This window comes from Streptomyces sp. NPDC048516 (genome assembly GCF_043199875.1).
Lineage (GTDB): Bacteria > Actinomycetota > Actinomycetes > Streptomycetales > Streptomycetaceae > Streptomyces.
In genome coordinates this window covers 269,084-293,247 of the sequence record NZ_JBICWS010000010.1, presented here as the reverse complement: position 1 = coordinate 293,247, position 24,164 = coordinate 269,084, and the positions used below count along the sequence as shown (strand labels likewise).

Here is a 24,164-nt window from a genome sequence, read left to right as displayed (position 1 = left end):
TCGCCGGGAGGCATCCGATGGACACGACGCAACCCGGTGACGGCATGTCACAAAGGCGCGCGGTGGAGACCCGGGCAGTCGCCTGGCTCGCTGCGCGCCGCCATCTGATCGATCCAGCCGGGGCCGCCACGGACCGGGTGTTGTTCGCCCGCAAGGCCCTCATCGAAACCGCCTTCCTCGTGGGGCTGCGGGCGCGCCTCGCCCCGGAGCCGCTGGAGCGCGACTACGCGGCCCTCCTCACTCGGATCGAGGAGATCACGGCCCGCCCCTCCTACCGGGAGCTGATCGCCCGGGACGAAGCGGCCCTCCTGCTGTACGCGGGGACCTACGCGGCACTCCGGCTCTGCGGACGCGAGGACCCGGAATTCCGGCACGTCATCACGCAGGCCGCGGCCGGAGGGTACGCAACGGTCTTTGAACGGATCCCGTACCGCCAGCTCGATCTGCTGCACACCCTGGAACTGTGCGGCGTCCGCCACACGCTGCCGGCCATGGACGACGTCCTGCCGTTCACCCTGCTCTGCAACAGCCCGAATATCACCAAGCTCACCGACCGCGACATCTACGCCATCACGCACACGATCTTCTACGCCACGGACTTCGGCCTCCGCGAGCCCCGCTGGCCACGGGACTTCGACCCGGGCACGGCGGTGGAACTGCTCGAAGCTCTGCTCTCTCTCACCCTCGGCCAGGAGAACGCCGACCTGGTGGGGGAACTCCTGTGCTGTCTGCTGTGCCTCGGAGTGCGGGACTCCCGGGAGGCCCGCCGGGCCTGGGAATTCCTCACGGCGGCGCAAGAGGCCGACGGACGGGTCAACGGGCCCCCGGGTGTGGTCCACCCCGAACTCGCCGACGGGGATGACGCATACGCACACTGGGCCACCGGCTACCACACCACCATCGTCGCCGCCCTGGCCGCGCTCCTGGACCGCAGCCCCAGGGTGGTGCGGAGGCGCCGGCCGTCCACACCGAAGCCCCACCTGGCCGTGGAGGAGCCGCTGCGGCGGGCAGTGGTGTGGCTGGCCGACACGACCCGGCGCCATCCCCCTCTCACGCACCTGCCGGCCGCGGCGGCTGTCGCGCATGCAGCCGCGGCCTTGGGTGAACCCGAGCTCGCCCGTCCCCTGCTCCTGGATTTCTCCGAACGCCTCGCGGACGCGGAAGCGGACGTGTGGCAGGGACACGGGATGGAGGTCGTGGGTGAGTTCGCGTTCGGTCTGCGGACTCACGAGATCACGTGTGCCTCACTCGACGCCTTCCTCAAGTCCGCCGCCGCTGCCGTCGAACTCCTGGAGAGGGTTCCGCCGCAGGCCGCGCGCAACGCCCGACGCCTCGTCGACCTGGGGCTGATCTCCCCCGGGTGTGCGGCCGCCATGGGACACGAGAAAGCCGACGCACCGCACTCAGTGTCACAGACGGCAGCCGCCGGCCTGCCCCACGCCTGGAAGAACTACCACCTGGGGCACATCGCCGCCCTCGTCCGGGACTGGGCTCGCGCCGGCCGGGCACAGCACCGCATCACCCGCGACGCGCTCGCTTTTCTTCTCACCCAGCAAAGCGCTTGCGGCGCCTTCGGCCGCCCGGCCTGCGACGATCCGGCAACACGGGAACGGGCCATGCTCTCGTGGACCCAGAGCATCGTCACCGCCTTGGCTGCCGTACACACCGCCTGCAGCCCGGTTCCCACGGTCCGGCAGCCGTGCCCGTGACCCGGGAACGCCCGTGATCCAGGCCCGCCGGCGGCCCAGGCCCCAGACGGAGGCGCGGGTATACCGACCGCTGGTGGACCGTTCAGTCCCCACGACATCAGCGGCCAGAGCTTCGGGCTGTCCATCTCGCACCCCCCAAGAGGTTACCTAGAAGTAACACCAGCTGATTGGATAGGCGTCGCCGGATCAAGTCCCCATCCCCACAGGGAGATTCAGTGCCGCACTCATCGCTGCGCACGTCCCGGATCGCCGTCCTCGCCGCAACGCTTGCCGCTGTCACAGTGGCCGCCGCCCCGCCCGCGTCGGCCGCCGGCGCCCCGCGTCTCAAGGTGCTCAGCTACAACACCTTCCTCATGAGCAAAAGTCTCTACCCCAACTGGGGCCAGGACCACCGCACCCAGGCACTCGCGGCCGCGGACTTCTTCCAGGGCAATGACGTCGTCGTCCTCCAGGAAGCCTTCGACAACTCCTCCTCCGATGCACTGAAATCCCGGGCCGCGGCGCAGTATCCGTACCAGACCCCCGTGGTGGGCCGGAGCAGGAGCGGCTGGGACGCCACTGGCGGCGCCTACTCCGCCGTCACCCCGGAGGACGGCGGGGTGACCCTGCTGAGCAAGTGGCCGGTCCTGCGCAAGGAGCAGTACATCTACAAGGACGCCTGCGGCTCGGACTACTTCTCCAACAAGGGCTTCGTCTATGCGGTGTTGGACGTCAACGGCACCGAAGTGCATGTCGTCGGCACCCACACCCAGTCCACCGACTCGGGCTGCAAGGCAGGCGAAGCGGCCGCGGACCGCGCCAAGCAGCTCAAGGAAATGGACGCCTTTCTCGACGCCAAGAACATCCCGGCGGACGAAGAGGTGGTGGTGGCCGGCGATCTGAACATCGACTCACACGGCGCCGAATACGACGCACTGCTCCGCAACGCCGATCTGGCGCCGGCCGACAGTCGCACGGGCCACCCCTACTCCTTCGACACCCAGGAAAACTCGATCGCGAAGTACCGCTACCCGAACGACCCCCGCGAAGACCTCGACTATGTCCTCCACCGCAATGGTCACACCCGGCCCGCCGGCTGGCGGAACACCGTGGTCCAGGAGGAGTCGGCGCCCTGGACCGTCTCCAGCTGGGGCAGGGAATACACCTACACCGATCTCTCCGATCATTATCCGCTGATCGGCAGCTGAATCGCTGCCGTACTGCGGTCGAGGGCGGCGACCAGGAGGGTTCAGCGGTCGTAGACCGTCGCCCGTATGCCGCGCCGGGTGAGCCGCTCGGCTACCTGGATGAACTGGGCAGCGCCCAGCCCGAAGTCGTTGCGCGCACGCTCGCGGTGCCACCGGCGGTAGGCGGCCTCCGGCCCGGGCCGGCGCCGGGAGAGCGCAAGCACGAAGCCTTTGCCCCAGCCGCCCATGTCGTTGCAGAGATGCACGATCACCTTGACGCCCTTGCCGTGCGGCGCTGTGGCGTCCCCCTTGACGTATGAGATCCCCGTGTTCTCCGTCATGTCTCCACGGTAAGGGCGGCCACTGACAATCGACCGGGGCCGGGAGGACCTGGCCGAGCCGGGAGGACCCGGCCGAGGAGAGGAGCGAGGGCGGGAGCGAGGATCGGACCACCGCAGGGCCCGTCTCCGGCCGCTTCTCACCAAGGCGGAAGGGGGGGGGGGGGGGGGGGGGGGGGGGGGGGGGGGGGGGGGGGGGGGGGGGGGGGGGGGGGGGGGGGGGGGGGGGCGGGCGCCCCCCCCCCCCCGGGGCCGGGCCGCCCCCGGCCCCCCCGCGGGGGGGGGGGGGGGGGGGGCCCCCCCCCCCCCCCCCCCCCCCGCCCTTGATTCCGCAGGCGTGCGTTACTGCGCGACTACTTCGACAGCGCGCGCTCCTCGGCGATCCGGCTCACCCGGCCCCGGACCGCGAACCATCCGACGACCAGCGCGACGGCGAGGACCGGGATCAGCATCACGGTCTGCCGGCCGACACCGTCGTCGAACCACATCAGGACGATGACGCCGAGCAGGAAGGCGATGGTGGCGATATCGGTGATCGGCGTGCCCGGAAGCCGGAAGCGCGGGCGCTCGACCAGGCCCTCCTTCGACCGCCGCACGAACACCATGTGGCAGACCATGATCGTGCACCAGGTGCTGATGATGCCCAGCGCCGCGATGTTCAGCACGATCTCGAACGCCTCGCCCGGCATGACGTAGTTGAGCCCGACACCCAGCACGCACACCGCGGAGGTGAGCATGATGCCGCCGTACGGCACCTGGTTGCGGTTCATCAGGCCGGCGAACTTGGGCGCGGAGCCCGCCATCGACATGGAGCGCAGGATGCGGCCGGTCGAGTAGAGCCCGGAGTTCAGGCTGGACATCGCCGCGGTCAGCACCACGAGGTTCATCACATCGCCGGCCGCCGGCACACCGACGTTGGACAGCACGGTGACAAAGGGGCTCTCGTCGCCGGTGTACTTGTTCCACGGCAGCAGCATGGCCAGCAGGATCACCGAGCCGACGTAGAAGACGCCCACTCGCCACATGATGGAGTTGACGGCCTTCGGCACGACCTTCTCCGGCTCACCGGTCTCACCGGCGGTCACACCGACCAGTTCCACGGCGGAGTAGGCGAAGACCACGCCCTGGAGCACGATCACCACCGGCAGCAGGCCGGTCGGGAAGAGACCACCGTGGTCGGTGAGCAGACTCATGCCCGGCGTGTGCCCGTCGACCGGGTGCTGGGTGGCCAGCAGGAAGATGCCGATGAACATGAAGACGACCAGCGCCGCGACCTTGATAATCGCGAACCAGAACTCCAGCTCACCGAAGATCTTCACCGAGATCAGGTTCACCGTCAGGACGACCGCCAGCGCGATCATCGCCATGACCCACTGCGGGATATTGGTGAACAAGCTCCAGTAGTGGGTGTAGAGCGCGATCGCGGTGATGTCGGCGATACCGGTCGTCGACCAGTTGACGACATACATCCAGCCGGCGACGTAGGCGCCCTTCTCCCCCAGGAACTCGCGGGCGTAGGAGACGAACGAACCCGACGACGGGCGGTGCAGCACCAGCTCGCCCAGGGCCCGGACGACGAAGAAGGCGAAGAGGCCGCAGACCGCATAGGCAATGGCCAGCGCGGGACCGGCGGAGTGCAGTCGGCCACCGGCGCCCAGGAACAGGCCGGTGCCGATCGCTCCACCGATGGCGATCATGTTGATGTGCCGGCCCTTGAGGCCCTTGCTGTAGCCCGCGTCGCCCGCGTCCTGCTGCGCGCCGCTCCCCCCGTCAGGTGACCCGTGGGCTGTCTCGGTGACGGTTTCTGTGCTCACTGGTGGTGCATCTCGCTTTCGGGCAGGCGCTGAAGCCATGGCCAGAAGTCCCGCAGATCGCGCGGACGGCCGACGGCACACCTTCCCTGAAGAGCGCTCCCCCGTCTGTGGGCAAGATCACAGCGTGTATAGGCCATCCAAGATTTGTCCATATTTGACGCGATATATCTGGCAGCAAAGTTTCGGGGAAGTTTCAGGGAGGGCGTCACTTCACCCGATTCCGGACTCTTCTCGCGGCCCCGCAATCAAAAATTCTTGACCTGTTCGGCCCGGTTGAGAGGCGCATTCGCCACCGCGACGGCCCGCTCGGCCTCCGCATGCGCCCCCGGAGGCCCGACAGGCCCGGGCAAGGCCCCCTGGATGCCGTACCGCCACTCGGACGGGGCCCGGCTCCACGGACCCGTCGGGGTCGGCCACCGGCTCCACGGGCCCGGCATCCCGGTCAGCCTCCGGGCATCCATGATCACGATGCCCGGCCCGGCCCGGCCGCTCCATCTCCAGCGGCATCGGCACGGAGGGCCCCGCCGGCGCACCGCCGCTGAGCCTGCGCTCGGGGCGGTCACCCATCGGCCCGACCGCACTACGGGGCGGTGAAGAAGGGGTAGAAGGGTTCGGAAGGTTTCACAGGAGTGGTGAGACAGCAATACTGTTGAACATGAGGGAGACCGCCACCGACCTGACGGTCGACGAACTGGCCGCCCGCGCCGGCGTCACCGTCCGCACCATCCGCTTCTACAGCACACGCGGCCTGCTGCCGCCGCCGGAGATCGGTCCGCGCCGGGTCGGCCGCTACGGTGCCGACCACCTCTCACGGCTCGCGCTCATCGAGGAACTGCAGCACCAGGGGCTGACGCTCTCCGCCATCGAACGCTATCTGGAGCAGCTGCCGCCGGATCTGAGCGCCCAGGATCTGGCCATCCACCGGGCGCTGGTGGCGAGTTGGATTCCGGACAAGGCGGAGGACGCCACCCGCGCCCAGCTGGAGCGGCGGGCCGGCCGGGCGCTGACCGAGGAAGATCTGGACCGGCTGGCGGCCATGAATGTGCTCGTACGGACCGATGACCCGCAGGTCTTCCGGGTCGATCCGGGTCTGCTGCACCTGGGCGCCCGGCTGCTGGACGTCCCGATCGCACTGGAGACGATCATCGCGGCGCGCACCGTCGTCATCGAGCACACCCGCTCGGCGGCCCGGGAGCTCAGCAGGCTCTTCAAGGACGAGGTGTGGGAGCCGTACCGGGACGGCGGACCGGACGAGGAGGAAATGGCGCGGATGAAGTCGCTCTCGGCTCATATGCAGCCGATGGTGGTGCAGGCCCTGGTCACCGCCTTCCAGCGGTCGATGAAGCAGGAGCTGCGGGAGTCGTTCGGCAAGGAGGGCGACCAGGGGCCGGGAGGCGGCCGCACCTCGCCGGGGTGAGGGGCGGGCCGCCGGGCCCGCCCCTCTGACCGGTCGGTCCCTGACCGGTCGGTCCCTGACCGGTCGGTCCCTGACCGGTCGGTCCGTGGCCTGTCAGTCCGTGGCCGGTTGGGCCCTGGCCTGGCAGTCCGTGGCCGGTTGGGCCCTGGCCTGGCAGTCCCTGGCCCTTCAGTCGCTGAACTTCTCGCCCTTCTCGGCCTTTTCGACCAGCAGCGCCGGCGGCGCGAACCGGTCTCCATAGGCCGCCTGCAGCTCGCGCGCGCGGGCTACGAACCCGGGCAGCCCGACGAGTTCTTCCTGCCCCGGCCCACCCCGGTAGCCGTTGATGTACTGGATCACGCCACCGGTCCAGCCCGGGAAGCCGATGCCGAAGATGGAGCCGATGTTGGCGTCGGCGACGGAGGTGAGCACGCCCTCCTCGAAGCAGCGGACGGTGTCCAGGGCCTCGGAGAAGAGCATCCGCTCCTGCATGTCGAGGAACGGAACGGCGGCGTCCTTCTTGGTGAAGTGCTCGCGCAGACCGGGCCACAGGCCGGCGCGCTTGCCGTCGTCTCCGTACTCGTAGAAGCCCGCGCCACCGCTGCGACCGGGACGGCCGAACTCGTCGACCATCCGGTCGATCACCGCGTCGGCCGGGTGCGGCTGCCAGTCGCCGCCGGACTCCTCGACCGCCCGCTTGGTCTCCTCGCGGATCTTGCGCGGCAGGGTGAGGGTCAGCTCGTCCATCAGGGACAGCACCTTGGCCGGGTAGCCGGCCTGGGCCGCGGCCTGCTCGACGGAGACCGGGTCGACGCCTTCGCCGATCATCGCCACGCCTTCGTTGATGAAGTGGCCGATGACGCGGGAGGTGAAGAAGCCGCGCGAGTCGTTGACGACGATCGGGGTCTTCTTGATCTGGCGGACCAGGTCGAAGGCGCGGGCCAGTGCCTCGTCGCCGGTCCGCTCCCCCTTGATGATCTCCACCAGCGGCATCTTGTCGACCGGCGAGAAGAAGTGCAGTCCGATGAAGTCCTGGTCGCGCTCGACGCCCTCGGCCAGCAGCGTGATGGGCAGGGTGGAGGTGTTGGAGCACAGCAGCGCGTCGGGGGCGACGATGTGCTGGATCTCCTTGAACACCTTGCGCTTGAGGGCCACGTCCTCGAAGACCGCCTCGATGACGGCGTCACAGCCCGCGAGGTCCGCCGGCTCGGCGGTGGGCGTGATGCGCGCCAGCAGCTCGTCGCGCTTCTGCTCGGTCGTACGGCCCCGGGAAAGCGCCTTGGCGAGCAGCCCCTCCGCGTACGCCTTGCCCTTCTGCGCCGCCTCCGGGGTGATGTCCTTGAGGACGACCTGCATTCCGGCCCTGGCACAGGAGTAGGCGATGCCCGCGCCCATCATGCCGGCGCCGAGGACCGCGACCTTCTCGACCTTGCGGGGTGCGATGTCCTTGGGCCGGTTGGCGCCGGAATTGACGGCCTGCAGGTCGAAGAAGAACGCCTGGATCATGTTCTTGGAGATCTGGCCGGTCACCAGCTCGACGAAGTAGCGCGCCTCGATGGTCTGCGCGGTCTCGAAGTCGACCTGGGAGCCCTCCACCGCCGCGGCGAGGATGTTGCGAGGGGCGGGGTAGGGCGCGCCGTTGAGCTGCTTCTTGAGGTTGGCGGGGAACGCCGGGAGGTTGGCCGCGAACTTCGGCTGGGCGGGGGTGCCGCCGGGGATGCGGTAGCCCTTGACGTCCCAGGGCTGCTGGGACTCGGGGTGCTCGTCGATGAAGGTGCGGGCCTTGGCCAGCAGCTCCTCCGGCGTGGCCGCGACATCGTGGATCAGCCCGGCGTCCTTGGCGCGGGTGGCGTTGTACTGGGTGCCCTGGAGCAGCACCTTCAGCAGCGCGTCGGCGATCCCGAGCAGCCGGACCGTACGGGTGACGCCGCCGGCTGCGGGCAGCAGGCCGAGGGTGACCTCGGGCAGGCCGATCTTGGTGCCGGGGGTGTCGAGGGCGATGCGGTGGTGGCAGGCCAGCGCGATCTCGTAACCGCCGCCCAGCGCCGCGCCGTTGACCGCGGCGACGACGGGCTTGCCGAGGGTTTCGATGCGGCGCAGGTCGCGCTTGATGCCGTTGCCCGACTCGAAGGCCTGCTGGGCCGTGTCGGGGGTGACGGCGATCAGGTCGCGCAGGTCGCCGCCGGCGAAGAAGGTCTTCTTGGCGGAGGTGAAGATGATGCCGCGGATGCTGTCCTTCTCGGCCTCCAGGCGGTCGGCGACCGCGGTGAGGGAGGTTTTGAAGGCGTTGTTCATGGTGTTGGCGGACTGGTCCGGGTCGTCCAGGACCAGGGTGACGATGCCGGTCTCGTCCTGTTCCCAGCGAATGGTCGACACAGCAGCGGATTCACTCATGGTGCGTACTCCGTAGTGGGTAGGACGAGGGTCAGAGGCGCTCGATGACGGTGGCGGTGCCCATACCGCCGCCGACACAGAGGGTGGCCAGGCCGTAGCGCTTGTCCTGCCGCTCCAGCTCATCGATCAGGGTGCCGAGGATCATCGCGCCGGTGGCGCCGAGGGGGTGTCCCAGGGCGATGGCGCCGCCGTTGACATTGACCTTGTCCAGGCTCAGCCCCATGTCCTTGACGAAGCGCAGCACGACGGCGGCGAAGGCCTCGTTGATCTCGACCAGGTCGATGTCGTCGATGGTCAGCCCGGCCTTGGCGAGGGCCTTGCGGCTGGCGGGCGCGGGGCCGGTAAGCATGATCGTCGGCTCGGAGCCGGAGACCGCGGCGGAGAGAATACGGGCCCGGGGGGTCAGGCCGTAGCGCTCGCCGACCTCCTTGGAGCCGATGGCGACGAGCGCCGCGCCGTCCACGATGCCGGAGGAGTTGCCGGCGTGGTGGACATGGTCGATCTTCTCGACCCAGTGGTACTTCTGCAGGGCGACCGCGTCGAAGCCGCCGGCGTCACCGATAGTGGCGAAGGACGGCTTGAGGCCGGCCAGCGAGTCGGCGGTGGTGCCGGGGCGCATGTGCTCGTCGTGGTCGAGGACGACCAGGCCGTTGCGGTCGCGTACCGGGACGACGGAGCGGTCGAAGCGGCCGTCCTTCCAGGCCTCGGCGGCGCGCTCCTGGGAGAGCGCGGCGAACTCGTCGACGTCCCGGCGGGTGTAGCCCTCGATCGTGGCGATCAGGTCGGCTCCGATGCCCTGCGGGACGAAGCCGGTGTCGAAGTTGGTCATCGGGTCGGCGAACCAGGCGCCGCCGTCGGAGGCCATCGGGACCCGGGACATGGATTCGACGCCGCCCGCCAGGACCAGGTCCTCCCAGCCGGAACGCACCTTGGCGGCCGCCATGTTGACGGCCTCCAGACCCGAGGCACAGAAGCGGTTCTCCTGGACGCCGGCCACGGTGTCGGGCAGCCCGGCGGCGATCGCCGCGATCCGGGCGATGTCGGACCCCTGGTCACCGACCGGCCCGACGACGCCGAGCACGATGTCGTCGACGGCGGCCGGGTCCAGCCCGGGGAAGCGCCGGCGCACTTCATGGATCAGGCCGACGACCAGGTCGATCGGCTTGGTGCCGTGCAGTGCGCCATTGGCCTTGCCGCGGCCGCGCGGGGTGCGGATCGCGTCGTATACGTACGCTTCGGTACTCAAGTCAACAAGCCTTTCGCATGAGGGTGGAGGCAGGGGCAGCGGGTGGGGACCGGGGCCGGTCCGCGGTCAGCCGAGCAGGGAGCGTCCGATGATCTCCTTCATGATCTCGGTGGTCCCTCCGTAGATCGTCTGGATACGGCCGTCGGTGAAGGCCTTGGCCACGCGGTATTCCGCCATATAGCCGTAGCCGCCATGGAGTTGCAGACAGCGGTCGGCGACGCGCTTTTGCAGTTCGGTGGCCCACCACTTGGCCATCGAGGCGTGCACCGCATCCAGTGCGCCGGCGGAGTGGTCGGCGATACAGCGGTCGAGGAACGCCCGGGTGACGGCACATTCGGTGGCCATCTCGGCTATCTCGAAGCGGATGTGCTGGAGCTTGGCCAGCGGCCGTCCGAAGGCTTCGCGCTCCTTGACGTACTCGCTGGTGATCTCCAGCAGGTGTTCGGCACCGGCGATGGCGGCGACGGCGATGCCCATCCGCTCCTGGGCGAGATGGGTCATCAGATGGACGAAGGCGCCGTTCAGCGTGCCGAGGAGGTTGCCCTTGGGGACGCGGACGTCGTGGAAGAACAGCTCGGCGGTGTCCTGGGACTTCTGTCCGATCTTGTCGAGGTTGCGGCCCCGCTCGAAGCCCGCCATACCCCGCTCGACGACCAGCAGGCTCAGGCCGTGGGCCCCGCCTTCCGGTGTCGTTCTGGCCACGACGATGACCAGGTCGGCGAGGATTCCGTTGGAGATGAAGGTCTTGGATCCGTTGAGGATCCAGTGGTCACCGGCATCCTCGGCGTGGGTGCGGATGCCCTGCAGGTCGGAGCCCGCCCCTGGCTCGGTCATCGCGATGGCGGTGATGATCTCGCCGCTGCAGAAGCCGGGCAGCCAGCGGCGCTTCTGCTCCTCGGTGCCCAGCGTCGTCAGGTAGGGGCCGATGATGTCGTTGTGCAGGCCCACGGCCAGCCCGGCCGCGCCCGCCCGGGTGAATTCCTCGGCCAGCACCGCGCTGTAGCGGAAGTCGTGCTGCCCGCCCCCGCCGTACTCCTCGGGAACCGCCGGCCCCAGGAGCCCCTGCTTGCCGGCCGCTCGCCAGGCGTCCCGGCTGACGATGCCGTCCTTCTCCCACTGCTCGTAATACGGCGTCACTTCCCTGGCCAAAAAGGTCCGTACGACCTTGCGGAACGCCTCGTGGTCCTCGGTGAAAATCTGGCGCTTCATCTGCGCGGTCATCGCTGCGGGCCCTCCTCGGAGCCGGTTCTTGACGGTGTCGGTCGGCGTGGGGGCCCCGGCCGCCCCACGGGAGGGCACCGGGCGGCGCCCATGGCGAGTCGCCCGCCCCACCCGTCGCCGGCCCGCCCTTTGGGGAAGGACGCGGCCTCTTCGGCAGCCGGATGCGGGCCGGCCGCGTACGGGAGCGTGGTGGCGGGTGCCATCAGCCGGCCGTGTCCTGCTGGCCGGCGCCGACCGGTCCGGCGGGCGGGTCGGCGGCGGCGCGCGAGGCGAGGAGGCCGGGGACCTGCCAGTCACGGGCGATCTCCACCAGGTCGGCGCCGGGCCGCGCGGGGGGTCTGCGTACCGCGCCCGGAGTGCGCGAGAAGCGCGGCGCGGGTGCGGGCTGGGTGAGTCCACCGTGCTCGACGAAGGTGCCACGGGCGGCGAGATGTGGGTGCTGCGGGGCCTCGCGCAGGGAGAGCACGGGCGCCACACAGGCGTCGGACTCCGCGAAGACCGCCGTCCATTCCTCGCGGGTACGGGTCTTGAAGCGGGCGGCGATGGTGGTGCGCAGCTCGCCCCAGGCAGTCATGTCGTCGCGGCTGGGTGCCTCCTGCTCGATGCCCAGCAGCCGGATGAACGCGCCGTAGAACCGCGCCTCCAGCGCGCCCACCGCCATATAGCCGCCGTCGGCGGTCTCGTAGGTGCCGTAGAAGGGTGCCCCGCCGTCGAGGAGATTGGCGCTGCGCCGGTCCTGCCAGCCGCCGGCCGCCAGCATGCCGTGGATCATCGCCGTCAGATGGGCCGTGCCGTCGACGATGGCGGCGTCGACGACCTGGCCCGTTCCGTCCTCGGTGCGGGCGTGCTGGAGGGCGGCGAGGACACCGATGACGAGGTAGAGGGAGCCGCCGGCGTAGTCACCGAGGAGATTGGCGGGGATCGCGGGCGGGCCGTCGGGCGGGCCGATCATGCCCAGGGCGCCCGTGATGGCGATATAGCCGATGTCGTGTCCGGCGGTGTCGGCGAGCGGGCCCTGCTGTCCCCAGCCCGTCATCCGGCCGTAGACCAGCCGGGGGTTGCGCGCCAGGCACTCCTCGGGGCCCACCCCCAGCCGTTCGGCCACGCCCGGGCGGTACCCCTCGATCAGCACATCGGCACGCCCGGCGAGTTCGAGGACCTGCGCCACCCCCTCGGGGCTCTTCAGGTCCACCAGCACGGAGCGCTTGTTTCGGTTGGTGACGTCGCAGGCCGGATCGACGCCCAGCCCCGGGCCTCCGGGCCGGTCGACGCGGACGACATCCGCGCCGAGGTCGGCCAGGAGCATGGCGGCGAATGGACCGGGGCCGATGCCCGCGAGTTCGACCACCCGCACCCCGCTCAGCGGGCCGTTCCCTGACTCCGTCATCGCGCCCCATGCCCTTCCGCACTGTGACACTTCTGATGTAACACTCGCGATGTTAAGAACGTGTTCCACTTTCCACAAGACCCCCGTGCCACGTGGCACCAGCCAGAAGGCCCGTGACGGCGATGCTGAACTGCCATCGCCGTCACGGGCCTTTGCGCGCCTGTTGCCGCTGCGCCGCTATCCCCCGTCGAGCTCGGCGATGAGCTTCTTGGGGGCTATGCAGCGATATGACTCCTCTGCCCAGTCGCAGAGCAGCTCGGCCGGCGGAGCACCCGGCTCCACCAGCGGGACCTGCACCCATCCGGACCTGCCCAGGCCGTAACCCGCGGGCTTGGCGCCGGGCAAGGTCAGGGCATGGGCATGCGCTGCGGGATCCGTCAGCTTCAGCGTGACCGCGCGCGGACAGCCGCCGTCGTCGATGCCGAGGAAGACGAAGACCTTCTTGTTGACCTTGATGACGCTCTCCCCCCAGGGGAACTCCTCCACGGCCCCGGGAAGTCCGAGCGCGAACTCGCGCACCCGCTCACGCACCACCGCCGGACCTGCCACCTTCGCCATCCGCTCCTCCACATCCGTCCCCCGTACGGCGCCGCCCGCGGCGCCGCCCGGCGCCGCGCTCGTCACGCGCGGGCCGCCCAACGCCTTCCACGCTAACGGCGACCACTGACAACGGCCCGCGGAGCGCCGGACGCCGGGCCGACCGAGGGACAACGCCATCGTGTCCGCCCCGCAACTCGCCAGCCACCGCCCCTCCGCATCGGAAACGGCCCGGCGCCCCTCCGCCGGGTCTGCTCCCCCAGCGCCCGGTGGAGCACCGCTACGCCGGGTCCGGCGGCACCTCCCCGGGAGCGGGAGTGGAAGCGGGAGTGGTGGAAGCGGGGGTGGAAGCAGGAGCGGGAGTGGAAGCGGATGCCTGCCGCGGCGGCGTCCCCCCTTCCCCGGCCTCGGGCACAAGGTGCTCTTCGGGCGCCTGACGGTCCACCAGCCGGCCCAGCCGCCGGGGGACGTCGCCGCCCACCAGGATGATGACCACGAGCGTCAGTCCGAAGGTGAGCACGGCCAGCGCCCGCCCCAGGGACATGCCTTCGGCCAGCTGCGCTCCCAGGACGGGAGCCACCGCCCCGCCCAGGGCTCCGACGTTGTAGACGAAGCCCAGAGAGGCGGCGCGGGTGGCGGTCGGGAAGTGGCCGGCGAGGTACTTCGGCAAGATGCCGGAGATGCCCTGGCCGAGGGCTAGCAGCCCGAAGACCAGTACCCCGAGCGCCGGCAGGCTGTCCTGCACCGCGAAGACCGGGAAGACGAAGGCGAGGGAGGCCAGCAGGGTGCCGGCATAGGCGCGGCGGGTACCGAACCGGTCGCCGGCGAAGCCCGCCAGCCAGCAGCCCGCCATGGTGCCGAAGCCTGCGTAGAACATCACGTCGGTGACCTGTCCGGGGGCGTACCCGAGGTCGGTCTTGAGGTAGGTGGGCAGCAGGGCCTGGATCGGCCAGCTGTAGAGGAAAGCGCAGAACACGGTCGCCATCAAGGCCACATACAGCAGCCACCCGCGACGGCCACCGAGCTGCGCGGCGAATGCCACCAGGCACACTGCCGCGACGGCGGACAGCCCTGGCACGGCCCCCGCGCCGACGGGTGTGAAGACGCCGAACAGCGCGACCGAGGCCGCCGACCCCAGGGCAGCATTGATCCAGGGCCGGATGCGGCCGGTGAACAACGGCCGGAAAGGATGGGGACGTTCCCCTTCCGTGCCGGTGGTGCCGATCTGCCGCTGCCAGTCACCGGCCTCCGGCAGCGATCTGCGCATCCAGAGGGCGACCAGGACGGGCAGGACGCCGATCCAGAACATCCAGCGCCAGCCCCAGTGCGGGACCACCCACCGGTAGAGCTCGGCCGCGAGGACGGTTCCGCCGGCGTACCCGGAGATGATGAATCCGGAGGCGCGATTGCGCCATCGGACGGGCCAGCTCTCCAGGACATACGTCACGCCGGCGCTGTACTCCCCCGCCATGCCCAGGCCGATCACCAGCCGCGCGACGAACAGGCTGGTGTAGCCCCAGGCGAATCCGCAGGCGAAGGTGCCCAGCGAATACAGCAGGATGCTGGTGACCATGGCGGTCTTGCGGCCGTAGCGGTCACCCATCGCGCCCAGGACGGCGCCGCCCAGCCAGCGGGTGATGAAGGCGCCGGAGATCAGCGATGCGGCGGTTGCGGTGTTCAGGTGGAATTCGGCGGCGATTTCGGTCAGCACGAGGGTGATCAGGACGAAGTCGAAGCCGTCCAGGAGATAGCCGATCCAGGCGGCGAACATCGCCTTCCACTGGCCCGGGGTGACCTCCTGCCACCACTTCCGACTGTGCTCAGGCGGGTCCGAGTGACGCGTCGTCACGGCTGTCCGGCCTCCTCCGGTGATCGGCGGACGGTGCGGTTCGCGGCGTCGCCGGGCGAGCCGCTGGGTGACGGTCGGGCAGCAGGGCCGGACATGGGACGTCCTATGTCGCCGGTGCCATCGGTGAATCTGGACCGGTCGCCATGCCTTGTCAAGACTGCGTGCCACACTCCTTGGCGTCCGTGGGGCCGCAGCCAAGGCAGCGGCCGGGAGCGTACGTTGACGGGCGACGGTGACTACCTGGTGTCCGGCTCGTGTCCGGGCTCCGTGCCCAGTGGGGCGGTCGAAAGGACGCACGATGCGACGGCAGGACACCTCCGGACGGGACCATGACCTCGTCCTCTACGGCGCGACCGGTTTTGCGGGCACTCTCACCGCCGCCTATCTGGCCGCGCATGCTCCCCGGGGCTGCCGCTGGGCGCTGGCCGGGCGCAACACCGCCAAGCTGGAGCGGCTGCGCGACCGGCTGACAGCGATCAACCCGGACTGCGCCGACCTGCCACTGCTGCGGGCCGACAGCGGCGATCCACAGGCGCTGCGCGCCCTCGCCGCCGGTACCAAAGTGCTGGTGACGACCGTCGGGCCGTATTTGCTCCACGGTGAGCCGCTGGTCGCCGCGTGCGCCGCGGCAGGCACCGACTATGTCGATCTGACCGGTGAGTCGGAGTTCATCGACCGGATGTATGTGCGTCACGATGCGACGGCCCGCGCCTCCGGTGCGCGCCTCGTGCACGCCTGCGGATTCGACTCCGTCCCGCACGATCTGGGCGTGCTCTTCACGGTGGGCCTCCTCCCCGAAGGCGTCCCCGTCACCATCGACGGCTTCGTGCGGACCAACGCCGGCTTTTCCGGCGGCACGCTGGCCTCGGCCCTGACCGCCGCATCGCGTCCGGTTGCCATGGCGCGGGCCGCCCGCGAGCGGCAGCGGGCGGAGCCGCGACCGGTCGGCCGTACGGTGCGGGCACCCTTCGGACCGCTTCTCCGGAGCGGTGAAACACGCACCTGGGGTGTGCCGTTGCCGACCCTCGATCCTCAGGTCATCGCCCGCTCAGCCGCCGCGCTGGACCGTTACGGGCCCGACTTCCGCTATCGCCACTACGCAGGCGTACGACGGCTGCCGATCGCCGTGGGCGGCGCCATGGGGGTGGGGGCCTTGTGCGCACTCGCCCAGGTGCCGGCCGCGCGGCGCTGGTTGTCGCGGCGTCTGGAACCGGGCGACGGGCCGGGCCCCGAGCGGCGCGCACGCAGCTGGTTCAAGGTCCGCTTCGTCGCCTCCGGCGGCGGCGAACGCCTGATCACCGAGGTCTCGGGCGGTGACCCCGGCTACGACGAGACGGCGAAGATGCTGGCCGAGGCGGCGCTCAGCCTGGCTTTCGACGAGCTGCCGGAGACGGCCGGCCAGGTGACGACCGCGGTGGCCATGGGAGACGCACTGACGGCCCGCCTCCGGGACGCGGGCATCACGTTCCGCGTCGTCCAGGAGTAGCCCCGGCTCTCTTTCCGGGCTCAAGGAAGAGACCTGCCGGCGGCGCGAAACCCAACAGCCTTCCGGCGTCGCCCCGATTACGCTGCCGACATGCCCGATCAGGGAAGTTGTCGCCGCGAGTCCGCCCGTGTTCTGTTGATCGACGCACGGGACCGCCTGCTCTTGCTGAAGTTCCATGTCGACCCGGACGATCCCGAGAGCGGTCTCGGATGGTGCACTCCCGGTGGTGGTGTCGAGGACGGGGAGACACTGGCGCAGGCGGCGGCCCGTGAGCTTCGCGAAGAGACGGGCCTGTCCGTGGAGCCTGAGGCCCTGGGATCAGCAATAGCGGAGACCTCCGGATACGCAGATGTCGGATGGGCCGCAGGCATCTTCCGGGACGTCTTCTTTGCACTTCGTGTCACCAGCCACCAAGTCGATGTGACCGGCCAGGAGGCGAATGAGCGCAAGTACCACGCCGGGTACCACTGGTGGCCCCTCGCTGACCTGGCAGCCACTGATGAGACGATCTACCCGTTCGGCCTGGCCGAGTTGGCGGCCCAGCTCGTGACCGGGCATGCCCCTGCCGCTCCGATTCAACTGCCCTGGCACCACTGAGGGCCGTCTGAAGCGCACGTTCCTCGGTCAGGGTGGAGTTTCGGTGAGGACGGGCATGCCGTCCTTCGTCATCGGATGGCGCACCGTCTACCGAACGGGCCAAGCGGGGAATGCGCTCCCGCTCGGCGTGTCCGCCCGTCGTCCGGTCAACGACTCCTCGTCTCCACCCCGTCAGGCGTCGGCGAGCGCCTTCCGGCAGAGGGCGTCCGCGGCGCGGGTCGTCTCGGGAAGCCGGTACTGCGCTGCCAGGTGGAGCGTATGGGCGCAGGCACGGTCGAGATCGATGCGATGCCCCACGGAGACAAAGACCGGCTTGACGCCGCTTTGGGTACGCAGTGCACGGCCTACCTCCTCGGCTCCGTCCAGGAGAGGCGAGGTGGCGCCGCGGCCCGGCCCGGGAAGTTCGTAGCGGAACGTGAAGGGGTTCTTGGCGACACCGATGGTGGGCAGCCCGGTCAGCACTCCCAGGTGGCTGGCGAGCCCGAAGCGGCGCGGGTGCGCCAGCCCGTAACCGTCGCAGACCACGAGGTCAGGGGTGGGGGTGAGGCGGGCGAGGGCGTCGAGCACGGTGGGAATCTCACGGAACGCGAGCAGTCCGGGGACGTACGGGAAGGAGATCTGCCCCACGGCGGTCGCCTCGTCGACGACGGCGCGCGTACGGGCGTCCAGCGCGACGGCGGCAGCGGCGACGACGTCATGTGCGTCGTCGTAGGCGACGTCCACCCCGACGACCGTGCCCTCGAACCCCGGTTCCGGACCGGGTTCATCGAGCCGCACGTGGGGCCGCAACCGGTCCTGGACCGCACGCGCCTGGTCTTCGTCGGCCGGCCAGTTCCGCAGTTCGTCGTCGCAGGAGATCATTCCGGGAGTGTCCATGGTGACCACCACGCTACCGAACCGGTGAAGAAGCCTCTGACCAGGCCGGGAGGCCTGATCATGATGCGTTGTCAGTGGCGCTGGGTACCGTGGTGAGCGTGGATCCGGACCCCGCCGACCGCACAAGCGGCGCCGCCGAGGGCAGCCCCTCGGCGATCCGCTCGTGCACTGTCATCGGTACCTCGCCGCTCTGAAACAACCTTCCGAGGTCTTCATGCCCGAAGCGCTCCACCAGCTCGATGCCATCGACCTCGCCGCCCGGTTGCGCCGCCGCGAGCTCTCCGCCCGGGAGATCGTCCAGGCGCACCTGGACCGCATCGAACAGGTCAATCCGACTGTCAACGCCCTCGTCACCCTCGACCCCGAGGGCGCGCTCTCCGCTGCCGCGCTCGCCGACGAACGCCTCGTCCGGGGCGCCGCCGTACCACCCCTGCACGGGCTTCCGATCGCCTTCAAGGACACTCATCTCACCCGCGGTATGCGCACCACACATGGCTCACCGCTCTTCGCCGACCACGTCCCCGACGAGGACGAACTGCTGGTCGACAGGCTGCAGCGAGCCGGCGCCATCCGCCTCGGCAAGACCAATGTGCCCGAATTCGCCGCCGGTTCCCACACCTTCAACCCCGTCTTCGGCACCACCCGCAATCCGTACGACACCACACGTTCGGCGGGCGGCAGCAGTGGCGGCGCCGCCGCGGCGCTCGCGGCCGGGCTGCAGCCCCTGGCCGACGGCAGTGACATGGGCGGCTCACTGCGCAACCCCGCGTCCTTCTGCAATGTCGTCGGGCTGCGGCCGACGCCGGGACGCGTCCCCCGGCACCCCGGTGGCGACCTCTGGGACACCCTGTCGGTCCCCGGCCCGATGGGGCGGACCGTTGCGGATACGGCGCTGTTGCTGTCGGCGATGGCGGGTCCGGATCCGCGCTGCCCCATCGGCCTGGAGACCCCCGGCGAGGCGTTCCGGGTGCCCCTCGATGGCGAGTTGCGCGGTCTGCGCATCGCCTGGACACCGGACCTCGGGGGCCACGCCCCGGCCGACCCGGACGTACTCGCCGTTCTGGAGCCGCAGTTGAGGGTCCTGGAGGAACTCGGCTGCCGTATCGACACCGCCTGCCCGGACCTCACCGGGGCCGACGACACCTTCCGCACGCTGCGGGCCCACAGCTTCGCCCTGGCGCTCGGCGCCCTGCTCGACTCCGACCGGCAGGCTCTCAAGCCCAGCATCGTCCAGAACATCGAGCAGGGCCGCCGGCTGACCGCCGCCGACCTCCGCACCGCCACCGTGACCCGCAGCCGGCTGTACCTCGACACGCTGGACTTCTTCTCCCGGTACGACCTGCTCCTGACCCCGGTCAGCCAAGTCACGCCGTTCGACGCGGAGCTGGAGTATCCCCGGGAGGTCGCGGGCCGGCCCACACACTCCTATCTGGACTGGATGCGATCCGCCTACCTCATATCCGTCCTCGGCGTGCCCGCCCTTTCGGTTCCCGCGGGATTCACCCCGGGCGGTCTGCCCGTGGGGCTGCAGTTCATCGGTGCGCCGCGCGCGGATCTCGCCGTTCTCCGGGCAGGGCATGCCTATGAGAGCGCCACTCGGCACGGGCGGCGCCGCCCGGACCTGCCCACGGCTTGACCGTCCCGGCGTCCGGCCTTGAGGTCGCGACACTGCTGGACCTGTATGTGCCCGCAGAGACGCGCCTGCGGAGTACGCCGCACCAGCCGCGGACACATGCGGCGGTAGCCGCCCTGGCCTGCGCCTTCCCTTCCCCGGAAGCCGCGCTTCCGCCTGATATCTCGTCTATATTGCACCTATGTTCGTACTGGAACTGACCTACACCGCGTCCCTCGAACGCGTCGACGCCGTTCTTCAGGAGCACCAGGAGTGGCTGAAGAAGGAGTACGCCGCCGGGCACTTCCTCGCCGCCGGCCGCAAGATCCCGCGTGACGGAGGCGTGATTCTCGCCGCGGGGATGGACCGTGCGACCGTCGAGCGGATTGTGACCCAGGACCCGTTCGCCCTCGCCGGGGTGTGTGAGTACCGGATCACGGAGTTCGCGGCGACAACGACGGCTCCGGCTCTGGAGCAGTACCGGGAACAACTGCCGTCCTGAGCGGCCGCCTCCTTCGCCCGGGCCGCCGGCGCTCCGGCCGTCCGGGCACCCGGGCGTCCACCCTCGGCGCTGTGGACGCCATCCGGCCCGGCCCCTCCGCCTTGAGCGCCCCACGGCGGAACGGCCGGCCCCGTCCCCGGTCGGCCCGGCAACCCCACTCCCCGGGACTACGAAGTCGTCGTCGGCGGCACCGCTGAACCACTGAGCGAGCCGGAACTCACGGAAACGGGCGACGCGGGCCAGCGGCCCCCGTTTCGCCAGTAGTCCTGAATTTCCTCCAGCTGACGCCCCTTGGTCTCGGGCGCGGTGGCGGCGGCGAAGACCAGTGCGGCCAGCGCCAGGACGCCAAGGCCCGCGAAGGTCAGGGCCGCACCGGCCCAGGCCATCAAAGAGGGGAAGAACTGGGCGATCAGCAGATTGGCCACCAAATCGGCGGTGAGCATCACCGAAGCCCCTGTCGAGCGCAGTTGGGCGGGGAAGGTCTCGCTCGCATAGACCCAGATCAGCGATCCGAAGCCGAAGTTGAAGGCTGCGGTGAACAGCAGGATCGCGGCGAAGCCCACCCAGGTCGCGACGCCGTGCAGCTCGCCCCTGGCGAAGACCGCGGTCAGGACGGCGAGCATCGCGACCATCGTGCCGATACCGCAGAGCAGCACCACCCGGCGGCCGAGCCGGTCGATGATCAGGAGGGCGAGCACGGTCGCGGCCAGCGAGGCGAGCTGGACGAAGGACGGCAGCAGGAAGTTCTGGCCGCTGCCGGTGAAGCCCATCTCCTCGAAGATCTGAGGGCTGTAGTACGTCACGGCATTGATGCCGGTGATCTGGCAGAAGAATCCGAGGCCGACAACGAAGAGCGCGGCACGGGCGTACGGCTTGCGCAGCAAGGAGCGGGCCGATCCACCGCTCTCCTGGGCGAGCGCGGACGCCACGACAGCGACCTCCTCACGCGGATCGACGTCCGGATCGGTCATGGCCATGACCTCCACTGCTCGCTCCGTGCGTCCCTTGAGGGCGTACCAGCGCGGGGTGTCCGGCAGCCTGAGCAACGGGATCAGAACGAGCGCGGCCGGGATCGCGGAGAGGCCGAGCATCCAGCGCCAGTGACCGCCGCCGGACAGACCCCAGTTGACGAAGTACGTGATGACGATGCCCGCGACCGTGGCCACTTGGTAGGCGGCGACAGAGGCTCCGCGGATACGCGCCGGAGTCGACTCGGCGACATAGAGCGGGGCGGCGACGATCGAGATGCCGATGGCGATGCCGAGCAGGAAGCGGACGGCGTCCAGCACGACGACGTTGGGCGCGACGGCGGAGAGTGCAACGAATACGGCGTACGAGCCGGCGACGATCAGCATCGCCGCCTTGCGGCCCAGGGCATCGGCGAGCTTGCCGCCGACCAGCGCGCCCACGATGGAGCCGAACACCAGGATGCTGTTGACCAGGCCCTTTTCGGCCTCGGTGAGATGAAAGTCCTTGCTCAGGAACACCAAAGCACCGGAGATGCTGCCGGTGTCGTAGCCGTAGATGACGCCGACGACGGCGCCGGTGAGCGCGAACAGTCTGCCGGTGCGGCGGGCGGTCCCGGATGACGGGGGCGGGGGCGTCGCGGAGAGCGTGGCAATGGACATGGGAAGTCCTTTGTGCGGCGGAGCGGGCCTTGCTGCATGACTGAGCTGCGTGACTGGACTGCGCGCTTGCACTGCATACTTGAAGCGCGTGAGCGATCTTGCAAGTATTCGGCGCGTTTCACGCAGCTGTCAACACTTCCTGGCGCTTCCCTCCACCCCCTGCGCCCGCCCGCACCCACTCGCGCCACCCGGCAAAACCCCACGTTCGCCCAGGTGAGACCGGTTCACGACTCCCCGCCAAGCCACCGACCCGCCTCTCCCCTCCGGCGCATCCGCCCGAACGAGGGATGGAAGCCTGGCAGCTTTCTGCGTACAGTCGATTGCAACGAACGCGAATCTTGCACTTTCACGCAGAACTGCTGACGCACAGACACGCAGCGACGCGGACACACAGAGACGCAGAGACGCAGACATGCAGCCGATGAGCACATACGCATCGCAGGAGGGCGGGCCATGAGCGAGATCTCGTACATGGAGCAGGAAATGCACAGCCAGCCGGAGACGTGGCGGGAGGCCGCGCGGATCGGGGCGGCCACGAACCCGCTGCCCAAGGCCGGACAGCGGGTGGCCGTTATCGGCTGCGGCACCTCATGGTTCATGGCGCAGTCGTATGCGGCGCTGCGCGAGGCAGCCGGACAGGGGGTGACGGACCCCTTCGCCGCCTCCGAGGCGTTCCTCGGCACCGACCGCGGCTATGACGCGGTGGTCGCGATCACCCGGTCCGGCACCACGACCGAGGTGTTGCGCGTACTCGATGCCGTCAAGGGGCGCATCCCGACGGTGGCGATCATCGGTAGCCCCGCGACGCCGGCGGCAGCGGTCGCCGACGAGATGGTCGCGCTTCCCTTCGCCGATGAGGAGTCGGTGGTGCAGACCCGCTTCGCGACGACTGCGCTGACGATGCTGCGTGCCCATCTGGGTGAGGACGTCTCCCGGGCGGTGACGGACGCGGAGGAGGCGCTGACCGCGCCGGTGGACAAGGAATGGGTGGACGCCGAGCAGTTCGCCTTCCTCGGGACGGGCTGGACGTTCGGTCTGGCCAATGAGGCGGCCCTCAAGATGCGGGAGGCGTCGCAGAGTTGGACCGAGTCGTACCCCGCGATGGAGTACCGCCACGGTCCGATCTCGATAGCCGCACCCGGCCGGGTGACCTGGCTGTTCGGTCCGGCACCGGACGGCCTGGAGGCCGACGTGGCGCGGACCGGGGCGCACTTTGTGTGCCATGCGCGCGATCCGCTGGCCGATCTGGTGCTGGTCCAGCGGGTGGCGCTGGAACGGGCCCGCGCCCGCGGCCTGGACCCGGACAACCCCCGCGGTCTGACCCGGTCGGTGATGCTCGAAACGCCGTCCGCCTCGTAGACGCCCACTCCCCCACGTCACCCCGCCTCCCCGTCAATCAGCCCCGTCCGCAAGGGAGCCAGCCTCCGATGCCCCTCGTTCCGACCTCATCGATCGTGGACGCCGCGCGTGAGGCGCGGGTCGGTGCCGCGGCCTTCAACGTCATTCATCTGGAGACGGCCGAAGCGCTCGTCACCGCCGCCGAGCGCACCGCGATCCCGTTGATCCTGCAGATCAGCGAGAACTGCATCCGTTACCACGGCAGTCTGCTGCCCCTCACCCGTGCCACCCTCGCCCTGGCCGAAGGCTCCACGGCCCCGATTGCGGTGCACCTCGACCACATCACCGATGCCGATCTGGTCCACCAGGGCATCGCCGCCGGGGTGGGCTCCGTCATGGTGGATGCCTCCGCGCTTCCGTACGAAGAGAATGTGGCCACCACCGCCGAGCTCACCGCCTGGTGCCATGACCGTGGCGCCTATGTCGAGGCGGAACTCGGCGAGGTCGGCGGCAAGGACGGGGTCCATGCGCCAGGGGCGCGTACGGACCCGGGCGAGGCCCTGGCCTTCGTCCGTGCGACGGGGGTGGACGCTCTCGCCGTGGCCGTCGGTTCCTCCCATGCGATGCATGAGCGCACGGCCGTACTGGACAAGATCCTCATCGAGGCGCTGCACACCACTCTGCCGGTGCCGCTGGTACTGCACGGCTCATCCGGTGTGCCCGACGACGAGCTGCGGCGGGCCATCGCCGCCGGCATGACGAAGATCAATATCTCCACTCATCTGGTCTCCGTCTTCACGCACTCGATACGGCACACCCTGGGCGCCGACCCCTCGCTCGTGGACTCCCGGAAGTACCTCAAGCCCGCCCGGGAGGCCGTGGCCGAGGAAGCGGCGAGGCTGCTGGAGGTGCTGGGCACTCCGGCGACGGTGCCGGACCAGTACGCAGCCCAGGCGCCGGCCCGGGGGTGAGGCACCCGGGGATGAGACGGCAGCAGGCGGTCATCGCCTCGGCGGCGCTTCGTCACAGCGGAGGGGATGGTCCGGCGCGGCGGAGTACGAGGGCGCC

Annotated in this window: 18 protein-coding genes and 1 pseudogene; 9 read left to right on the top strand and 10 right to left on the bottom strand. The window is 69.9% G+C overall.

The genetic code is table 11. From position 1 onward, the window contains the following. Positions 1-17 precede the first annotated feature (17 nt). Together ACGFR7_RS21855 and sph are read left to right on the top strand one after the other, a co-directional pair. Positions 18-1,709 (top strand): DUF6895 family protein, encoded by a 1,692-nt coding sequence (locus tag ACGFR7_RS21855; protein ID WP_393321643.1) that lies wholly within the window; start codon positions 18-20, stop codon positions 1,707-1,709. A gap of 215 nt (positions 1,710-1,924) precedes the next feature. Continuing rightward, entirely contained in the window at positions 1,925-2,896 is a 972-nt protein-coding gene (gene sph, locus ACGFR7_RS21850; RefSeq protein ID WP_393321640.1) for a sphingomyelin phosphodiesterase, read from the top strand. Positions 2,897-2,958: 62 nt separating this feature from the next. On the opposite strand, the pseudogene ACGFR7_RS21845 reads toward sph, so the two are convergent. Further along, a pseudogene (locus ACGFR7_RS21845) lies at positions 2,959-3,216 on the bottom strand (Appr-1-p processing protein); the annotation flags it as partial. A gap of 350 nt (positions 3,217-3,566) precedes the next feature. After that, positions 3,567-5,027 carry an amino acid permease gene (locus ACGFR7_RS21840; protein WP_393321637.1) on the bottom strand — a complete coding sequence of 487 codons (1,461 nt, stop codon included), beginning with the start codon at positions 5,025-5,027 and terminating at the stop codon, positions 3,567-3,569. A gap of 655 nt (positions 5,028-5,682) precedes the next feature. Here ACGFR7_RS21840 and ACGFR7_RS21835 point away from each other — a divergent pair. Continuing rightward, positions 5,683-6,444, top strand: a complete 762-nt coding sequence (locus ACGFR7_RS21835) for a MerR family transcriptional regulator (RefSeq protein ID WP_393321634.1) — start codon at positions 5,683-5,685, stop codon at positions 6,442-6,444. A gap of 168 nt (positions 6,445-6,612) precedes the next feature. Here ACGFR7_RS21835 and ACGFR7_RS21830 read toward each other — a convergent pair whose 3' ends face one another. The 6 genes from ACGFR7_RS21830 to ACGFR7_RS21805 form a co-directional block, all read right to left on the bottom strand. Beyond that, on the bottom strand, positions 6,613-8,817 hold the full coding sequence (locus ACGFR7_RS21830; protein WP_393321631.1) for a 3-hydroxyacyl-CoA dehydrogenase NAD-binding domain-containing protein: 2,205 nt from the start codon (positions 8,815-8,817) through the stop codon (positions 6,613-6,615). 31 nt (positions 8,818-8,848) lie between these two features. Then, entirely contained in the window at positions 8,849-10,063 is a 1,215-nt protein-coding gene (locus ACGFR7_RS21825; protein ID WP_393321629.1) for an acetyl-CoA C-acetyltransferase, read from the bottom strand. 66 nt (positions 10,064-10,129) lie between these two features. Then, a complete protein-coding gene (locus ACGFR7_RS21820) occupies positions 10,130-11,272 on the bottom strand; it encodes an acyl-CoA dehydrogenase family protein (protein ID WP_393321771.1) in 1,143 nt (380 codons plus the stop codon). Between the two features lie 214 nt (positions 11,273-11,486). Further along, complete coding sequence (locus ACGFR7_RS21815; RefSeq protein WP_393321626.1) at positions 11,487-12,671, bottom strand: CaiB/BaiF CoA transferase family protein; 1,185 nt, start codon at positions 12,669-12,671, stop codon at positions 11,487-11,489. A 177-nt stretch (positions 12,672-12,848) separates the two neighbouring features. Beyond that, positions 12,849-13,229 carry an MmcQ/YjbR family DNA-binding protein gene (locus ACGFR7_RS21810; protein WP_393321768.1) on the bottom strand — a complete coding sequence of 127 codons (381 nt, stop codon included), beginning with the start codon at positions 13,227-13,229 and terminating at the stop codon, positions 12,849-12,851. Between the two features lie 259 nt (positions 13,230-13,488). Then, entirely contained in the window at positions 13,489-14,979 is a 1,491-nt protein-coding gene (locus ACGFR7_RS21805) for a sialate:H+ symport family MFS transporter (RefSeq protein ID WP_393321765.1), read from the bottom strand. Positions 14,980-15,355: 376 nt separating this feature from the next. Here ACGFR7_RS21805 and ACGFR7_RS21800 point away from each other — a divergent pair, with 376 nt between their 5' ends. Next, the gene (locus tag ACGFR7_RS21800) at positions 15,356-16,543 is read left to right on the top strand and encodes a saccharopine dehydrogenase family protein (RefSeq protein WP_393321623.1); all 1,188 of its coding nucleotides are present in this window, start codon (positions 15,356-15,358) and stop codon (positions 16,541-16,543) included. Positions 16,544-16,633: 90 nt separating this feature from the next. Next, positions 16,634-17,140, top strand: a complete 507-nt coding sequence (locus ACGFR7_RS21795) for an NUDIX hydrolase (protein WP_393321620.1) — start codon at positions 16,634-16,636, stop codon at positions 17,138-17,140. Positions 17,141-17,311: 171 nt separating this feature from the next. Here ACGFR7_RS21795 and ACGFR7_RS21790 read toward each other — a convergent pair whose 3' ends face one another. After that, complete coding sequence (locus ACGFR7_RS21790) at positions 17,312-18,016, bottom strand: endonuclease V (RefSeq protein ID WP_393321617.1); 705 nt, start codon at positions 18,014-18,016, stop codon at positions 17,312-17,314. Positions 18,017-18,230: 214 nt separating this feature from the next. Between ACGFR7_RS21790 and ACGFR7_RS21785 the strand changes: the two genes are divergently transcribed. Beyond that, positions 18,231-19,652 carry an amidase gene (locus ACGFR7_RS21785; protein WP_393321614.1) on the top strand — a complete coding sequence of 474 codons (1,422 nt, stop codon included), beginning with the start codon at positions 18,231-18,233 and terminating at the stop codon, positions 19,650-19,652. A 178-nt stretch (positions 19,653-19,830) separates the two neighbouring features. Next, entirely contained in the window at positions 19,831-20,130 is a 300-nt protein-coding gene (locus tag ACGFR7_RS21780; protein ID WP_393321611.1) for a YciI family protein, read from the top strand. 167 nt (positions 20,131-20,297) lie between these two features. Here ACGFR7_RS21780 and ACGFR7_RS21775 read toward each other — a convergent pair whose 3' ends face one another. Next, complete coding sequence (locus ACGFR7_RS21775; RefSeq protein ID WP_393321609.1) at positions 20,298-21,758, bottom strand: sugar porter family MFS transporter; 1,461 nt, start codon at positions 21,756-21,758, stop codon at positions 20,298-20,300. A gap of 453 nt (positions 21,759-22,211) precedes the next feature. Here ACGFR7_RS21775 and ACGFR7_RS21770 point away from each other — a divergent pair, with 453 nt between their 5' ends. Next, positions 22,212-23,117: an SIS domain-containing protein gene (locus ACGFR7_RS21770; RefSeq protein ID WP_393321606.1), complete on the top strand. Its 906-nt coding sequence runs from the start codon at positions 22,212-22,214 to the stop codon at positions 23,115-23,117. A gap of 68 nt (positions 23,118-23,185) precedes the next feature. Continuing rightward, entirely contained in the window at positions 23,186-24,067 is an 882-nt protein-coding gene (locus ACGFR7_RS21765) for a ketose-bisphosphate aldolase (protein WP_393321603.1), read from the top strand. Positions 24,068-24,164 lie beyond the last annotated feature (97 nt).

Excerpts from the sequence above, each read along its gene's own strand:
- ACGFR7_RS21775 (WP_393321609.1), bottom strand. The coding sequence starts at position 21,758 with ATGTCCATTGCCACGCTCTCCGCGACGCCCCCGCCCCCGTCATCCGGG.
- ACGFR7_RS21765 (WP_393321603.1), top strand. The coding sequence starts at position 23,186 with ATGCCCCTCGTTCCGACCTCATCGATCGTGGACGCCGCGCGTGAGGCG.
- ACGFR7_RS21820 (WP_393321771.1), bottom strand. The coding sequence starts at position 11,272 with ATGAAGCGCCAGATTTTCACCGAGGACCACGAGGCGTTCCGCAAGGTC.
- ACGFR7_RS21810 (WP_393321768.1), bottom strand. The coding sequence starts at position 13,229 with ATGGCGAAGGTGGCAGGTCCGGCGGTGGTGCGTGAGCGGGTGCGCGAG.
- ACGFR7_RS21780 (WP_393321611.1), top strand. The coding sequence starts at position 19,831 with ATGTTCGTACTGGAACTGACCTACACCGCGTCCCTCGAACGCGTCGAC.
- ACGFR7_RS21805 (WP_393321765.1), bottom strand. The coding sequence starts at position 14,979 with ATGTTCGCCGCCTGGATCGGCTATCTCCTGGACGGCTTCGACTTCGTC.
- ACGFR7_RS21770 (WP_393321606.1), top strand. The coding sequence starts at position 22,212 with ATGAGCGAGATCTCGTACATGGAGCAGGAAATGCACAGCCAGCCGGAG.
- ACGFR7_RS21855 (WP_393321643.1), top strand. The coding sequence starts at position 18 with ATGGACACGACGCAACCCGGTGACGGCATGTCACAAAGGCGCGCGGTG.
- ACGFR7_RS21830 (WP_393321631.1), bottom strand. The coding sequence starts at position 8,817 with ATGAGTGAATCCGCTGCTGTGTCGACCATTCGCTGGGAACAGGACGAG.
- ACGFR7_RS21815 (WP_393321626.1), bottom strand. The coding sequence starts at position 12,671 with ATGACGGAGTCAGGGAACGGCCCGCTGAGCGGGGTGCGGGTGGTCGAA.
- ACGFR7_RS21785 (WP_393321614.1), top strand. The coding sequence starts at position 18,231 with ATGCCCGAAGCGCTCCACCAGCTCGATGCCATCGACCTCGCCGCCCGG.
- ACGFR7_RS21790 (WP_393321617.1), bottom strand. The coding sequence starts at position 18,016 with ATGGACACTCCCGGAATGATCTCCTGCGACGACGAACTGCGGAACTGG.
- ACGFR7_RS21800 (WP_393321623.1), top strand. The coding sequence starts at position 15,356 with ATGCGACGGCAGGACACCTCCGGACGGGACCATGACCTCGTCCTCTAC.
- ACGFR7_RS21795 (WP_393321620.1), top strand. The coding sequence starts at position 16,634 with ATGCCCGATCAGGGAAGTTGTCGCCGCGAGTCCGCCCGTGTTCTGTTG.
- ACGFR7_RS21835 (WP_393321634.1), top strand. The coding sequence starts at position 5,683 with ATGAGGGAGACCGCCACCGACCTGACGGTCGACGAACTGGCCGCCCGC.